The organism is Zoogloea ramigera (assembly GCF_006539865.1).
Taxonomy (GTDB): Bacteria; Pseudomonadota; Gammaproteobacteria; order Burkholderiales; family Rhodocyclaceae; genus Zoogloea; species Zoogloea ramigera.
In genome coordinates, this window is record NZ_BJNV01000010.1 from 34,232 (window position 1) to 49,411 (window position 15,180).

At 71.1% G+C, this 15,180-nt stretch carries 13 protein-coding genes; 12 read left to right on the forward strand and 1 reads right to left on the reverse strand.

Annotation, left to right across the window (positions count from 1 at the left end; translation table 11 throughout):
* Positions 1-67 precede the first annotated feature (67 nt).
* Both ZRA01_RS04250 and ZRA01_RS04255 read left to right on the forward strand, forming a co-directional pair.
* Entirely contained in the window at positions 68-994 is a 927-nt protein-coding gene (locus tag ZRA01_RS04250) for a MerR family transcriptional regulator (RefSeq protein ID WP_141349630.1), read from the forward strand.
* Positions 995-1,064: 70 nt separating this feature from the next.
* Positions 1,065-1,625: a lipocalin family protein gene (locus ZRA01_RS04255; protein WP_141349631.1), complete on the forward strand. Its 561-nt coding sequence runs from the start codon at positions 1,065-1,067 to the stop codon at positions 1,623-1,625.
* A 106-nt stretch (positions 1,626-1,731) separates the two neighbouring features.
* Here the strand turns inward: ZRA01_RS04255 and ZRA01_RS04260 are convergent, their stop codons facing one another.
* On the reverse strand, positions 1,732-3,123 hold the full coding sequence (locus tag ZRA01_RS04260) for an undecaprenyl-phosphate glucose phosphotransferase (protein ID WP_141349633.1): 1,392 nt from the start codon (positions 3,121-3,123) through the stop codon (positions 1,732-1,734).
* Positions 3,124-3,365: 242 nt separating this feature from the next.
* On the opposite strand from ZRA01_RS04260, the gene ZRA01_RS04265 reads away from it, so the two are divergent.
* From ZRA01_RS04265 to ZRA01_RS04310, 10 genes are read left to right on the forward strand one after another with little or no spacing between them, the layout of a single operon-like run.
* A complete protein-coding gene (locus tag ZRA01_RS04265) occupies positions 3,366-4,724 on the forward strand; it encodes a porin family protein (protein ID WP_141349634.1) in 1,359 nt (452 codons plus the stop codon).
* A gap of 8 nt (positions 4,725-4,732) precedes the next feature.
* On the forward strand, positions 4,733-5,548 hold the full coding sequence (gene epsE, locus ZRA01_RS04270; RefSeq protein WP_218028645.1) for a polysaccharide export protein EpsE: 816 nt from the start codon (positions 4,733-4,735) through the stop codon (positions 5,546-5,548).
* Positions 5,549-5,561: 13 nt separating this feature from the next.
* Positions 5,562-6,947, forward strand: coding sequence for a chain length determinant protein EpsF (gene epsF, locus ZRA01_RS04275; RefSeq protein WP_141349636.1), 1,386 nt, complete (start codon positions 5,562-5,564; stop codon positions 6,945-6,947).
* Positions 6,948-6,966: 19 nt separating this feature from the next.
* Positions 6,967-7,851: a chain length determinant protein tyrosine kinase EpsG gene (locus tag ZRA01_RS04280; protein ID WP_246093277.1), complete on the forward strand. Its 885-nt coding sequence runs from the start codon at positions 6,967-6,969 to the stop codon at positions 7,849-7,851.
* A complete protein-coding gene (locus tag ZRA01_RS04285; protein ID WP_141349638.1) occupies positions 7,851-9,092 on the forward strand; it encodes an O-antigen ligase family protein in 1,242 nt (413 codons plus the stop codon). The genes ZRA01_RS04280 and ZRA01_RS04285 overlap by 1 nt, the downstream gene beginning before the upstream one ends.
* A complete protein-coding gene (locus ZRA01_RS04290; RefSeq protein ID WP_141349639.1) occupies positions 9,089-10,315 on the forward strand; it encodes a hypothetical protein in 1,227 nt (408 codons plus the stop codon). The genes ZRA01_RS04285 and ZRA01_RS04290 overlap by 4 nt, the downstream gene beginning before the upstream one ends.
* A complete protein-coding gene (locus tag ZRA01_RS04295) occupies positions 10,312-11,931 on the forward strand; it encodes a glucosamine inositolphosphorylceramide transferase family protein (RefSeq protein ID WP_141349641.1) in 1,620 nt (539 codons plus the stop codon). Before ZRA01_RS04290 ends, ZRA01_RS04295 begins: the two co-directional genes overlap by 4 nt.
* Complete coding sequence (locus tag ZRA01_RS04300; RefSeq protein WP_218028646.1) at positions 11,928-12,659, forward strand: WecB/TagA/CpsF family glycosyltransferase; 732 nt, start codon at positions 11,928-11,930, stop codon at positions 12,657-12,659. The genes ZRA01_RS04295 and ZRA01_RS04300 overlap by 4 nt, the downstream gene beginning before the upstream one ends.
* A gap of 17 nt (positions 12,660-12,676) precedes the next feature.
* Positions 12,677-14,107, forward strand: a complete 1,431-nt coding sequence (locus ZRA01_RS04305; protein ID WP_141349643.1) for a phenylacetate--CoA ligase family protein — start codon at positions 12,677-12,679, stop codon at positions 14,105-14,107.
* Positions 14,097-15,167 carry a glycosyltransferase family 4 protein gene (locus tag ZRA01_RS04310; protein WP_141349644.1) on the forward strand — a complete coding sequence of 357 codons (1,071 nt, stop codon included), beginning with the start codon at positions 14,097-14,099 and terminating at the stop codon, positions 15,165-15,167. The genes ZRA01_RS04305 and ZRA01_RS04310 overlap by 11 nt, the downstream gene beginning before the upstream one ends.
* The last annotated feature ends 13 nt before the right edge of the window (positions 15,168-15,180 follow it).

Consider the following 15,180-nt stretch of genomic DNA (forward strand, 5'->3'; position numbering starts at 1 on the left):
GCAGTTCTACCATAGAGCCGTGTCGTTCCGATGTCAAGCCAATGCAGATTATTTGTCCAGGACAACAATGAACAACGCACTGAACAACGCGGCCGCCCTGTGTATTGCGGCAGTGGAGCGTGATACCGGCCTCGGCAAGGACACGCTGCGGGTCTGGGAGCGTCGCTACGGCTTTCCCAAGCCCGACCGTGACGCCAAGGGCGAACGCCTTTACCCGGCCGACCAGGTTGAGAAGCTGCACATCATCCGCTGCCTGCTCGACCGGGGGCAGCGCCCGTCAAAGGTGGTGGGAGCCTCGACCGAAGAGCTGCGCGCCATGCTGGAGGTGCCGGACGAGCCCAGGGCCGCCGACGCGCCCGTCGGCGGAAGCGATCTGCTGCAGTACGTGCGGCTGGGGCGCACCGTCGAGCTGGCGGTGAGCCTGCGCAAGGCCTTGCTGCGGCAGGGGCTGCAGCGCTTTGTGGCCGAGACCGTGGCGCCGCTCAGCGAGGAGGTCGGCGCGGCGTGGATGCGCGGCGAGATCCAGATCTCCGACGAGCACGCCTACACTGAGCAGATGCAGAACGTGCTGCGGGGCGCCATCGGCAGCTTCGGCCCGGCCGGGGAGCGGCCGCGGGTGCTGCTGAGCACCTTGCCCGGCGAGGACCACGTGCTCGGCCTGCTGATGGTGGAGGCGACCCTGGTGTCCGAGGGCACCGCCTGCCTGTCGCTGGGCGCGCGCACGCCGATGGCCGACCTGGGCCGCGCCGCGGTGGAGAACGCCATCGACGTGGTCGGAGTGTCCTTCAGCGGAGCCTTCCCGGCCCGCCAGGCCATCGACCGGCTGCTCGAGCTGCGCGCCATGCTGCCGCCGCAGATAGCCCTGTGGGCTGGCGGCGCCGCGGTGCGCGGCAAACAGAAACGCCTGCCCGGCGTGCGAGTGGTCGCCGACCTGGACGACACCCGGCAAGCCCTGGCCGAATGGCGCAGCGCCCATCTTCCCGCGCGGGCCTGACGCACGGCACGGCACAGCGCAGCCGCGCCCATCCCTTCACCTTTTCACGTTGATCACTGTGAATCCAGCCATGCACCCTTTGCGTAAAGCCGCCGTTTCGGTTCTCCTGTGCCTCGGCGCCACCCAGGCCCTGGCCGAAACGCCATCAACCCCGCCGCCCCTCGCCAGCGTCGCGTCCCTCGACGTGCAGCGTTACATGGGCAAGTGGTATGAAATCTCCCATTACCCCAACTGGTTCCAGAAGAAATGCCAGGGCGCGTCCCGGGCCGAATACGCGCTGAAGGACAACGGAGAGGTGCAGGTGGTGAACCGCTGCCGGCTCGAGAACGGCGAGACCAACGTGGCGAGCGCCGTCGGGCGGCAGGTGGGCGGCGCAGACTCTGCCCGGCTGAAGGTGAGCTTCGCCCCGGCGTGGCTGTCGTTCATCCCGGCGGTGTGGGGCGATTACTGGGTGGTCGATCTCGACCCAGAGTACAGCCTCGTCGCGGTGAGCGAGCCGAAGCGTGAATACCTGTGGGTGCTCTCCCGCACGCCCCAGGTGGACGCGGCCCGCTACACCGCGCTGCTGGCTCGCCTCGAGGGGCTGGGCTTCGATGTCTCGAAGCTGGTCACGACGAAGCAGATGGATTGAGGGCGGCCCCTTCGCCGCCCTTTCTTTGATGATGCGTGGGGCTCGCCCCACGTCTCTCGCCCCACGTCTCTCTCGCCCCCCACTGCAGGCCCGGCCCTGGGGGCGCTCAGTAGGCGTTCGGGTCCTTGTGCATCAAGCCCACGGTGCGCAGGATGATCCGCAGGTCCAGCCCGAAGGACCAGTGGCGCAGGTATTCGAGGTCGTAGTCGATGCGCCGCTTCATCTTGTCGAGCGTCTCGGTCTCGCCCCGGCAGCCATTAACCTGGGCCCAGCCGGTGATGCCCGGGCGGACCTTGTGGCGCACCATGTAGCCCTTGATGAGCTTGCGGTAGGTCTCGTTGTGGGCCACCGCGTGGGGCCGCGGCCCGACGATGCTCATGCGCCCCTGCAGCACGTTGATGAACTGGGGCAGCTCGTCCAGCGAGCTGCGCCGCAGGAAAGCCCCGAGCGGCGTCACCCGGCGATCGTTGGCCTGGGCCTGGGTGATCCGGTCGCCGTTCTCGCACACCGTCATCGAGCGGAATTTATAAACCAGGATGCGCTCCCCATCGAGGCCGTAGCGGTGCTGGCGAAACAGCACCGGCCCCGCTGAGGTGGCCTTCACGGCGATCGCGATGGCCACCATCAGCGGCGAGATCAGCACCAGGATCATGGCCGCCGCCACGAAGTCGAAGGCCTGCTTCACCACCGCATTGAGGCCCGTGAAGGGCGTCTCGCACACCGCCACCACCGGCACGCCGCCCAGATCGTCCATGCGCGCCTGGATCAGGTCGGTCATGAACAGATCCGGCACGAAATAGATCGACACCGTCGTGTCCCGCAGCTCATCCAGGAGCTGCAGGATGCGCGGCTGGTTGCTCATCGGCAGCGCGATGTAGATCACATCCACCGCGTGGCTGTGGACGTAGTCGGCCAGCTCGCGGATCCGCCCCAGGCATTCGATGCCGCCGCGGGCGTGGCGCTCGGGCTGGCGGTCGTCGAAGAACCCCAGCAGGCGCTTGCCGGTGCTGCGGGAACGCTCGATCCGGTCGGCCACCGCCAGGCCCGCCGGGCTCGCCCCGACGATCACCGCATGGCGGAAATAGCCTGCCCGCGCCATCACCAGCGGGGTCAGGGCGTGGGCCGCGTGGCGCAGCAGCGCCGAGGCCAGCGGCCCCAGGATGAACCAGCCGAGCAGCACCCGCGAGTCGTAGGCCTTGCCGTAGCCCGTCGCGAGGCCGGCCAGGGCGAGGCCCGAAAACACCATCAGCGCCTTCACCCAGCTCCCCCGGTAAAGCGCCCGCAGGCCGCTGTCGATGCGCATCGGAGACGGCTGGGCGAGCAGGAACACCGTCACCGCCAGCACCACATAGGCCGGATCGCCGGCCACCCCGTGCAAGGCCGCAACGGCGAGCAGGCTGCCGCTGAAGGCGATCGGGTCGAGGAGGGCCTCGAAGAGGGAGACGAGGGACAGGTGGGGCTTCAGGCCCGACGCCTGCCTGTCGATGGCGACCTGCATGGTGATTTTTTCTTTATTTAGAGTTCCGCCGGAGTGTCGAGGAATTTACTGCACTCTAGACAACAAAAACGTCAAATTTCTCATCGTCGTGAAAATATTTGCAAAAGTGTGTCTTCCGGGAAGCCTCTTTTGCAGATTGCGTAAAATTTCGCTTGATTTCGGGTGTGCGTCCCTCAAGATGCACAAACTCGCAATTTTGGTTGGCGGATTTGGGTGATTTTGACGTTCGTGTCGGAGGTTTATTGCTGTTGCTCGGGACGGGCTTGCCGGCCCTGGCGAGCGATGTGCCGCCCTTGCGGGTGAGCACCCTGCTGGGCGAAGCCCGGCGTCCGGTGACCTTGTTCGAAAGCGATGAGCTCGATCCGCCCGAACTGGGCATGAGCCGCAGCCTCGGCGAAGCGTCGCAGCAAATGCAGCAGATGGCGGCCGTGGAGCAGGGCAGCGAGGCGAGCGACGTGCCGCTGGGCAAGGGGATCGGCACGCGGATCAGCGCCAGCGAGACCCTGGCCTACGACAGCAACCTGTTTCGCCTGAGCGGCCCTGCGGCGGCGCGGGCCGCGGGCCTCGCGGGGATGGGCAGCTGGGCGAGCCAGACCCGGCTCGGGCTGGGGCTGGAGAAGTCCCGGGCCGGGCAGCAGTGGGTGCTCGACTACGAGCTGGGGGTGCACCGCTTCGGCAGCTTCGGGTTTCTCGACCACACCACGCAGACGGCCATCGGCCGCTGGCGCTGGACGGCGGGGCCGGACTGGAAGGGCGAGCTGTCGGCCGAGCGCCGGGAGGCGCTGGACGACTTCGCCTACTACCGCAACCAGCGGCGCAGCGTCGCACTGACCCAGCAGGCAACGGGAAGCGCCTTCTACCACCTGGGCGCCGGCTGGCATCTGGGCGTGCAGGCGGGGCAGGGGAGCCGGCGCTACCCGGACGGCGCGCGGCCGGGCAACGAAATCGATTTTGCCGGGCTGGACACGGTGCTGCGCTACGCGCCCGAGTCCGGCGCGGTGGTGGCGGTGACCCGTCGGCGGGCCAGCGGCAGTTACCCGAACGTGCCCACCGGCAGCGGTGCGCTGGCCGAGACGAGCTTCGACCAGGACGAACTGTTCGCCGAGGCGACGCTGCCGCTGAAGAGCGGCACCCGCCTGCAGCTGCGGCTCGGCAACGTAAGCCGCAGCTACGGGCGCTACGCCCAGAGCGATTTTTCGGGCCGCAACGGGCTGGCCGGGCTGGACTGGCAGCTCACCCCGCGGACGCGGGTGAGCGCAGCGCTGCGCTACGACACCGAGCCGGCCCAGGACTTTGTATCCAGCTACGTGGCGGTGCGCGGGCTGCGGCTGGGCAGCCTGTGGGAGTACTCGCCGAAGCTGCGCGTCGAGGGCCGCCTGGAATGGCGCGACGCGGAATACCGGGGCGACCCGGGCTTCGGGGCACGGGCAGCGGCCCGGCGCGAAGACAAGGGCGTGCTGGCCGCACTGGCCGGCAACTGGCAGATCGGGCCGCGCACGCGCGGCGTCGCCACGCTGATGCGCGAGCACCGGGGCTCCAGCGCAGCGGGGCTGGATTTTGACTATTGGACATTGAGCGGGAGTCTGCAGTGGGTGTTTTGACGGCGCGCTTGCGCACACGTTTCTGGGCCGGCCTGGTGCTCTTCGGCCTGACGCTCGTCGCGCTGGTTCCGGCGGCCCGGGCCGACGAGGGCCCGGCCCTGGAATACCGCCTCGGGCCCGGCGACGGGGTGAAGATCAGCGTCTTCCAGAACCCCGACCTCGGCCTCGAGACCCGGGTTTCCGACACCGGGGCGATCAGCTATCCGCTGGTCGGCAGCGTGCAGATCGGCGGGCTCACCGTGGCGGCCGCCGAGCGGGCGATCGCCGACGGCCTGAAAAAGGGCGGCTTCGTGCTGCAGCCCCAGGTGACGCTGGTGATCCAGCAGGTGCGCGGCGCCCAGGTGGCGGTGCTCGGCCAGGTGGCCCGGCCCGGGCGCTACCCGCTCGAGAGCACCGCGATGAAGGTCACCGACGTGCTGGCGCTGGCCGGCGGCACCGCGCCCCAGGGGGCCGACCGGGTGATCCTGACCGGCGTGCGCAATGGCCGCCGGGTAAGGGCCGAGATCGACGTGGCCGACCTCTTCGTCGCCTGGACGCCCGAGAAGGACGTGGCGGTGATGGCCGGCGACACCCTCTATGTGCACCGCGCGCCCCAGTTCTATGTGTACGGCGAAGTCCAGCGCGCCGGCGCCTACCGGGTCGAGCGCCAGATGACGGTGCTGCAGGCCCTCGCCCTGGGCGGCGGCCTCAGCCCCCGCGGCACCGAGCGCGGCATCCGCATCCATCGCCGCGGCGAGGACGGCGCCGTGCGCGTGACCAACCCGCAACTCAACGACCCGGTGCAGCCGGACGACGTGATCGTCGTCCGCGAGGCGCTGTTCTGACCCGGACACCCCCATGGGATTCACGCAAGTTCTCGCCGTCCTCAAGTCCCGCCGCCGGGCGCTGTTTGCCGTCTGGGGCGGCGTGGTGGTGCTGGCGCTCGTGGTCAGCCTGGTGCTGCCGCGCCAGTACCTGGCCTCCGCCGAAGTGGTGGTGGAGCCCCGCGGCGGCGACCAGCTGGCCAGCCAGCCGGGCAGCAGCGGCACCACGCCGGGCTTTCTGGCCACCCAGGCCGACATCATCGCCAGCGAGCGGGTGGGCGCCCGCGCGGTGGCCGCCCTCAAGCTGGCCGCCGATCCCCGCTGGGCCGGGCGCTGGCAGAAGGCCTCGGGCGGGCAGGGCGATGCGAACCGCTGGATCGCCGGGCGCCTCAAGAAGAACGTCAAGGTCAGCCCGTCCCATGAGAGCAACGTGCTGACCCTCACCGTGACCGCCGACGACCCGCGCTTTGCCGCCGATTACGCCAACGCGCTGGCCCGCGCCTACCTCGAGACCGACCTCGAACTGCGCGTCGAGCCGGCCCGCCAGTCGGCCGTGTGGTTCGACGAGCACACCCGCCAGCTGCGCGGCGAACTCGAAGGCGCCCAGGCCCGGCTGGCCGAGTTCCAGCGCGCCAACGGCCTGGTGGGCGACGACAAGCTCGACCTCGAGAGCGCCCGCCTCGCCGAGCTGTCGACCCAGCTCACCGCCGCCCAGGCCCAGACCAGCGAAGCCAGCTCGCGCCAGCGCCAGGGCGGCGGCATGAACGACGTGACCGCCAGCCCGCTGATCCAGGCCCTCAAGGTGGACCTCGCCCGCCAGGAGGCCAAGCTCATCGAACTCGCCGGCTACCTCGGCGAAAACCACCCCCAGTACCAGCGCGTGAAGGGCGAGGTGGACTCCCTGCGCGCCCGACTGCGGGCCGAATCCGGCCAGGTGGCGGCGGTGGTGGGCACCAACAGCCGCATCAACCAGGCCCGCGAGGGCGACATCCGCGCCCGGCTCGACGCCCAGAAGCAGCGCGTGCTCGAGCTCAAGCGCCAGCGCGACGAGATGGGCGTGCTGCTGCGCGAGGTCGACAGCGCCCAGAAAGCCTATGACCTGGTGCTGGCCCGCCTCACCCAGACCAGCCTGGAGAGCAAGTCGCGCCAGGGCAACGTGGCCCTGCTGTCGTCGGCGGTGGCGCCCACCGAGGCGGCCAGCCCGCGGCCGCTCCTCAACCTGGGGCTGGCCCTCGTCATCGGCGGCCTGCTCGGGGTGGCGGTGGCCATCGTGCGGGAGCTCTTCGACCGGCGCATCCGTGGGGCCGACGACCTGGCCGAGGCGCTCGGCGCGCCGGTGCTGGCCGAGATCGGCAGCGGGGCTGATGCATCACCGGGGCTGCTCGGCGGCCTCTTGCCGGCCGCCCTGCGTCGGGCCTGACGAGATGAGGGGGATGGACATGAAACATTTTCACGGCCACGGTGCCGCTGCGAGTCACGCGGCAGGGCGGATGGCCTTTCCGCACCTGGGCGAGCTCCTGGTTTCGGGCGGCGTGCTGCCGGCCGAGGCGGTCGGCCGGGTGATGGCGCGCCAGCGCGAGCTCGGCGTGCCCTTCGGCGAGGCCGCGGTGGACCTCGGCCTGGTGAGCCAGGCCGACGTGCAGGTGGCCCTGGCCCACCAGTTCGACTACCCGGTGCTGCCGGTGGGCGACCAGGGCGTCTCGCCCGAGCTGGTGGCGGCCTTCGAACCCAACTCCGGGCGCGTCGAAGCCCTGCGCCAGCTGCGTAGCCAGCTGGTGCTGCGGCGGGCGGCCAACCCGCAGCTCAACACCGTCGCGGTGGTCGGCGCGGGGCGGGGCGAGGGCCGCAGCTGGCTGGCCGCCAACCTGGCCGTGCTGTTCTCCCAACTGGGCGAGCGGACCCTGCTGATCGACTGCGACCTGCGTTTCCCGCGCCAGCAGAGCCTGTTCCGACTGGCGCCGGCCGGCGGGCTGGCCTCGCGCCTGGCCGAGCGCGGCGAGAAGGGCGCGATCCTGCCCCACCCGCGCTTCGCGCAGCTGTCGGTGCTGCAGGCCGGCATCGTGCCGCCCAACCCGCAGGAGCTGCTGGCCCGCCGGGCCTTCGGGGCGCAGGTGGCGGTGGCCCGCGACACCTTCGACATGACCCTGATCGATACCCCGGCCGCCGAGGTGGGCGCCGACGCCCAGCTGGTGGCGGCCACCTGCGGCAGCGCCATCGTGGTGGCGCGGCGCCACGCCAGCGCCCACCCGCGCCTGGCCCGGCTGGGCGCGAGCCTGCGCGACGCCGGCGTCACCGTGATCGGCGGCGTGCTGCTGGATTTCTGATGATCGCCATGCCCTCCGCCTCCCGGCACCCGGCCAAGCCCACCGCGGCGCGCTTCGAAGCGCGCGTGACGCGGGCTTTCGCCTGGGCGCTGTTCGGCGGGCTGTGGGCCAAGCTGCTGGTGGCCGTGCTGCTGAGCCAGCCGACGCTGGATGCCGAGGTCGACTCGGTCTACAACCGGGCGGCCGACCTGCTGCTGCTGGGCGGGCTGTTTGCCGCGCTGCTGGCCTACGCCGACGACATCCTGCGCCACTCGCCGCGGCTGGTGGTGGTGGTGATCCTGGGGCTGGCGTCCTTCCTGATCACCGAAGCCCTCACCGGGCTCAGGCTGCAGACGGCGATCTTCGAGTACCTCAAGATCGTCACCCCGGCGCTGCTGTCGCTGGTGCTGATGCGCCTTTATGCGCGCGATGCGGCGCTGGTGCTGCAGCTGTGCCGCATCACGCTGACCCTGGTGTGGTGCCTGGCGTGCTTCGCGCTGGTGTTCCTGCCCGCGTCCCTCAACCGGGGCGGCGAGAAATTCTGGCCGGTCTATTTTGCGTCGCTCCACACCGCGTCCTACCTGATGGTGGTCTGCGCGGCCTTGTCGCTCTATCTCTTCGAGGCTGGCCAGCTGGGGCGCCGCCTGCTGATCGGGCTGGTGGCCTTTTCGTGCGTGCTGGTCTTCTACGGCTGGGGCGTGCGCACCTCGATGGTGGCGGCGCTGGCCTTCGGGCTGGTGTACCTCGGCCAGCGCAGCCGCGTGCTGCCGCTGGCGGTGCTGCTGGTGGTGGCCTTCGGGCTGGCGGCGGCGCTGGTGCCGCTGCTCTTCGGCATCATCCATCTGCCCACCTGGGACGAGATGGTGGAGATGTCGTCCGGGCGTGTGTCGATGTGGCTGCAGAAGGCCGCCATCCTGGCCGACAGCAGCCTGGCCGAATGGCTGTTCGGCCACGGCGAGGGCTCCGACTGGATCGTCTCCGAGGTGTGGTGGTGGAGCGCCAAGGATTCGCACAACGACTTCATCCGCCTGCTCAACCAGCAGGGCCTGGTGGGGCTCGGGCTGGTGCTGGCGATGCTGGTGACGTGGGCCGGCGTGTTTCCGCCGGGCGTGGCGGCGCCGCTGCTGGCCGCGCTGGCTGCGTCCACGGCCTTCAGCAACGGCATCATGTTCCGGCCCCAGGCCAGCCTGGTGATGCCCCTGGCGCTGGTGGCCGCCACCGCCGCGTGGCAGCACCGCACGGCGCGAGGGGCCAGCCAATGAGCCGCCGTGCCCAGCTGCTGCAGCGCGTCGAGGTGCTGGCCGTCACCGCCGCGCCGGGCGGCCAGCGGCTGCTCCACTTTGCGCTGGTGCAGGCGGTGTGCGGCACCGAGGCGCTGGGCCGCTTTGCCAACGACCTCTCCATCGCGATGATGCTGGGCCTCTTCTCGGCAGTAGGCTGGTCGGCCCTGGTGCTGGCCCGCGTACCGGTGGCGGCCCGCAGCGCGCCGGTGATGCTGGGTCTGGCCCGCGGCGCCGGGCTGTTCACGCTGCTGGCCTGCCTGAGCCTGCCGCTGCTGGCGTGGGGCGACTGGATCTTCGAGCCCGCCTGGACCGCGCTGCTGCTGGCCGGCTGGACGGCCTACACGCTGGCCCGTCACTACGGCCTGGCGCTCGGCTCTTACCGCTGGCTGCTGGCGCTCGAAACGCTGCTCGTCGTGCTGCTCGTGGCGGGGCTGGGGCTCTTTGGCGACGGCCGGCCGTGGCTGGCCTACGCGGCCCTGGCAGTGCCGACGGCGCTCTTCGGAGCAGTGGCTCTGGCGCTGCTGGCCCTGCGTGCCAAGGGCGGCGACGCACGCCTGCCGGCGGGCAGCCTGCGCACCGCTGGCGAACAGGCGGCCCTCAATTTCGTCAGCGGCGGCATGTCGATGGTGCTGGTGCCGTGCACGGTGCAGGTGGCCGGTGCGGCCTATGGCGGCCTGGTGGCCCTGATCGGCAGCCTCACCAGCGTGCTGCTGCTGTTTCCGCGGGCGCTCAGCTTCAACGCGCTGCCGGCCCTGGCGCGGGTGGTGCATCACCAGGGCGTGGACGAGGTGCGCAGCGTGCTGGGCAGCCTGCGCCGCAACCTGCTGCGGGTGAACAGCGGCCTCAGCCTGCTCGCCGTAGCAGCCTGGGGCGTGCTGGTGTGGCAGGGGCAGCGGGCCAACTTTGCGCTGGCCGGTGCGAGCGCGATCTTCCTGCTGCAGCTGGCGAGTTTTTATGTGGGCCAGCTGGTGCTGCCCGAAGCCAATTACCTGCAGACCGTCGAAGAGACGCGCCTGCCGCTGCGGGTGAATGTCCTGTCGCTGATCCTGTTCGTGCTGGCCTGCGGGGGCGTGATGGCCATCGTGCCCCCCGGCGCCGACGCGGTGATCGGCCTTTTTTCCGTTCTTCTTGGTGCCACGCTGACGCGCAACCTGCTGTTGCGCCGTGCCGTGCTGCGCCGTGCCCCGGAGGTTTTTGCATGAGCCCCCTCACTCTTTCCCGTACGCCGTCGTCCGCCCTTCGGCTCGCCATCTTCGTGCCCGGCGGGCCGGTGCCAGCCTGGGTCGCGCGGCTGGTGGGCGACTGCACCGGGCTACCGGACATCGAGCTGGTGGCGCTGCTGCGTGACGGTGTGGCGCTGCCCGAGGCCGACTGGGCCGACCGGCTCGACGGGCTGGTGTTCGACCGGGGCAGCTCGCCCCTGCGCCTGGTGCCGCTTGAGGCACCGGCCGGCGCGGCCGAATGGTCCGGCGCCGACGCCAACGTGGCGGCCGGCTGGCTGGCCGGGCAGGGCTGCGATGTGCTGGTCGACCTGCGCCTGTCGCCCTTCGCGCTGGCCCCCGGCCCGGCCCACCACTGGACGCTGATGCTGGCCGGCCGGCCGGCGGTGGACCCGCTGGCCGGCGCCGCGCCGGTGGTGGACGGCGAGGACAGCACCGAGATCCGCCTCGAGGCGGTGGCCGACGGCGCGCCTGTGGACGCCTCGCTGGGCGCCTCGTGCAGCTTTTCGATCCGCCGCAACCGCCGCCGGGCGATCGCCAAGGGCATGGGCATGGTGCGCCGGGCGCTGCTGCGCCTGGCCCGGGGCAGCGCCGGCGAGGGCACGGATGCCGGCACGCCGGCCGCCGCCTGGGTGCCGGCCGAGGCGCCCGCCGCCGCCGCGCGCTTCACGACGCTGCTGCAGCGGGGGGTGTCCCGCTCGGCGCTGAAGGCGCTGCACCGCGATCAGTGGGGCATCGCGCTGGCCCTCGGCGAGGCCATCTGCCTCGACCCGGCCCGGGCGCGCCTGATCTACCCGCCCGCCGACCGCTTCTGGGCCGACCCGATGGTGTGGCCGGCCGAAGGCGGGGGCTGGTGGGTGTTCATCGAGGAGGTGATCTACCGCGAAGGCAAGGGCACGCTGCAGGCCATCCGGGTGCACCCCAACGGTGACTGGGAGCCGCCGGTGCCGGTGATGCGGCGGCCGTGGCACTTGTCCTACCCCTTCGTCTTTGAATGGAACGGCGAGCTGTGGATGGTGCCCGAGAGCGGCGCCAACCGCACGGTGGAGCTGTACCGCTGCGTCGGCCTGCCCGACCGCTGGGAGAAGGTGCAGGACATCTTCACCGGCATCGACCTGGTGGACGCCACCCTGTTTGCCCATGACGGGCGCTGGTGGCTGCTCGGCAACGTGAGCGAGCCCGGCGCCGACAAGCACGACGAGCTGCACGCCTTCCACGCCGAAACGCCGCTGGGCCCATGGCTGCCCCACGCGGCCAACCCGGTGGTGGCCGACGCGCGCTTTGCCCGGCCGGCGGGGCCGGTGTTCATGCACGAGGGCCGGTTGCTACGCCCGGCCCAGGTGTGCGTGCCCGAATACGGCCACGCATTGAGCCTGCAGTGCATCGATCGCTTGACGCCCAGCGAATACGCCGAGCACACCGAGGGCCACATCGCCCCTGGCTGGCGGCCCGGTATCGACTGCGTGCACACCCTCAGCCACCAGCCGGGCCTGACGGCCTTTGATTTCCTGGTTCGCCGGCCGCGCTTTGCGCCCTGGCGTCTCCCCCAGTCCGCGCCGCTCACCGCGGCCGGCAACGACGAGGGCACGCCAGCATGAGAATCCAGATGATGGGTTGCGCCGTGGACAACCTCGACATGGAGGAGAGCCTCGCGGTGGTCGAGGGCTTCATCCGCTCCGGGCGGCCGCACCAGCACGTGGTGGTGAACGTGGACAAGATCGTCAAGGCCAGCCGCGACCCGGGCCTGCGCCGGATCATCAACGACTGCGACCTGATCAACGCCGACGGGATGCCGGTGGTGTGGGCCTCACGCCTGCTCGGCAAGCCGCTCAAGGAGCGCGTCACCGGCGTCGACCTGTTCGAGGCACTTATGGCGCGGGCCGCCCAGAAGGGCTGGCGGGTGTTCCTGCTCGGCGCCCGCGAGGAGGTGGTGAGCGGCGTGGCGCGGCTGTACCCGGCGCGCTACCCGGGCCTCACCATCGCCGGCTACCGCAACGGCTACTGGAGCAAGGCCGAAGAGGAAGAAGTGGTCGCCCAGATCAGCGCGGCGCGGCCGGACATCCTCTTCGTGGCGATCAGCTCGCCCACCAAGGAGGCCTTTCTGGCCCGCTACCAGGCGGCCATGAAGGTGCCCTTCGCGATGGGCGTCGGCGGCACCTTCGACGTGGCGGTGGGCCACGTGAAGCGTGCGCCGGTGTGGATGCAGAAGGCCGGGCTGGAGTGGTTCTACCGTTTCCTGCAGGAGCCGCGGCGGATGTTCCGCCGCTATTTCATCGAAGACATGGCCTTCGTCGCGCTGTTTGCGCGCGAATGGGTCCGCCGCTAGCCGACGGGAGACACCGCATGGGCATCGAAGACTGGGGCTACCGCTGGCTCAAGCGCTACATGGACGCCCCCCAGTGGGTGAAGGCCCCCCTCGGGCGGCTCTACAGCCTGCTGCCCGACCGCCTGCGCCACGGCCGCGACTTTCCGCGCTACCGGGCGGAGGCTGGCCTGCAGTCGGCCGACGACATCGCCCGGCTGGCCGACAGCCGCCTGCGCGAGACGCTGCAGTGGGCGGTGGCCACGGTACCGGCCTACGCCGCAATGGCGGCCCAGTTCGCCCTCGAGATACCGGCCGAAGAGCTGCTGGCGCTGTTCCCGCTGATGACCAAGCTGGACTACAAGCGCGACCCGGAGCGCTACATGTCGACGGCCTGCAGCGAGGCCGAGCGCCTGCCCATGCAGACCAGCGGCTCGGTGGCCGAGCCCTTCCGCTTCTTTCTGCACAAGGGCGTCTCGCGGGCCAAGGAGAGCGCCTACATCGAGGCCTTCGGCCAGCGCATCGGCCTGACGCGCCAAGACGTGGTGCTGTCCCTGCGCGGCCGCAACATCCGTGGCGCCAGCGCGGAAGGCGGCTCGCTGCACAGCTACGAGCCGATCAAGCGGATGTTGTGGATCAGCCCCAACCACCTGGACGCGGCCTACATGCCGCTCCACGTGGAGGCCGCCGTCACCCACCGGGTAAGCTTCATCCAGGGCTATTCGTCGGCGGTATATGAGCTGGCCTGCTGGCTGGAATTCCACCCGGCGCCGGGTTTCACCGAGGCGGTGCGCGGCGTGCAGCTGTTCTCCGAGAGCGCCGACGAGGGCATGGTGGCGCTCATCGAGCGCGTCTTCGGCTGCCCGGTGCTGGTGCACTACGGCCACTCCGAACGCGCCGTGATGGCCGGCTCGATGCCCGACGATCACCGCTACTTCGTGTGGCCGCTGTACGGCCACGTGGAGCTGATCGACGAAGCCGGCCGGCCGATCACCGAACCCGGCGTGCAGGGCGAGGTGGTGGCCACCGCCTTCGACAACAAGGTGATGCCCTTCATCCGCTACCGCACCGGCGACCTGGCCATGTGGTCGGCCGGCCCGGCCCACCCGGCGCTGCCCGGCTACCCGGTGCTGGAGCGCATCGACGGGCGCAACAACGACTATTTCGTCGGCCACGACGGGCGGCGGATTCCGGTGGCGTCCCTCGGCGGGCTACGTCCGCCCGAGTTCCTGCAGGTGGAGGCGAGCCAGTACGAGCAGTTCGAGCCGGGGCAGCTGATCGTCCGCCTGCAATCGGCGGTACCGCTGTCACCCGAGGCGCTGGCGGTGCTCGACCGCTACTTCCGCACCAAGCTACTCGGCTGCGTGGAGCCGGAGCTCCGCGTGGTGCCGCAGATCGAGCGCACCGCCCGGGGCAAGCGCCGGCTGATGATCCAGCACATCAAGGCCGAGGAGGGCGCGCGTGCCGCGTGACGCCGCCCCGGCGCTGGTGATGCTCGGCCCCGACCTGCGGGCCCGGGGCGGCATCGCCTCGGTGCTGCGGGTCTGGCAGGAGGCCGGCCTCACCGCCGGGCGGCCGGTGCTGCACCTGGCCACCTACGTGGACGGCGGCGCGCTGGCCAAGCTGGCGGCGCTGGCGCTGGCGCTGCTGCGCTTTGGCGGGCTGCTGCTCACCGGGCGGGTGGCGGCGGTGCATGCCCACTCGGCCTCCAACGCCAGCTTCCGCCGCAAGAGCCTGTTCCTGGCGCTGGCCCGGCTCGCCGGCAAGCCCTATGTGTTCCACCTGCATGGCGGCGCCTTCGACCGTTACCACGCCGGCCTCTCAAGCCTGGAGCGGGCCTGGGTGCGGCGCAGCATCCAGGGCGCGAGGGTGGTCCTCGTGCTGTCGGAGAGCTGGGCCGACTGGCTGCGGCAGGCCATCGGCCACCCGGACGTGCGCGTGCTGCCCAACCCGGTGCTGCCGGCGGTGCTGCCGACGGACGTGCCCCGCGAGGCGCAGACCCTGCTGTTCCTGGGCCGGCTGGAGCCCGAGAAGGGCGTCTTCGTGCTGGTCGAGGCCCTAGCGCGGCTGGCGCCCGCCCACCCGCAGCTGCGCGCCGTGCTGGCCGGCGAGGGTGACGTGGACGGCGTGCGGAAGGCCGCCGTCGACGCCGGTGTGGCAGGGCGCGTCGAGCTGCCCGGCTGGGTCGACGGCGAGGCCAAGGCCCGCCTGCTGGCCCGGGCCGGCATCTTCGTGCTGCCGTCACGCTTCGAGGGCCTGCCGATGGCCCTGCTGGAAGCCCAGGCCGCCGGGCTGCCGGTGGTGGCAACGCGGGTCGGCGGCATTCCGCAGGTGGTGCGCGAGGACAACGGCCGCCTGGCCGAGCCCGACAACGTGGCCTCACTGGTGGTGGCGCTGGCCCCGCTCCTCGACAACCCCGCCGAGGCGGCCCGGATGGGCGCCCGGGGGCGTGAGCAGGTGCTGGCCGGCTACGGGGTCGCGCGGGTGCGCGCGGTGCTGGACGCCGCCTGGGCCCGGCTCGCGACGAAATAACTTACGAGCGTCC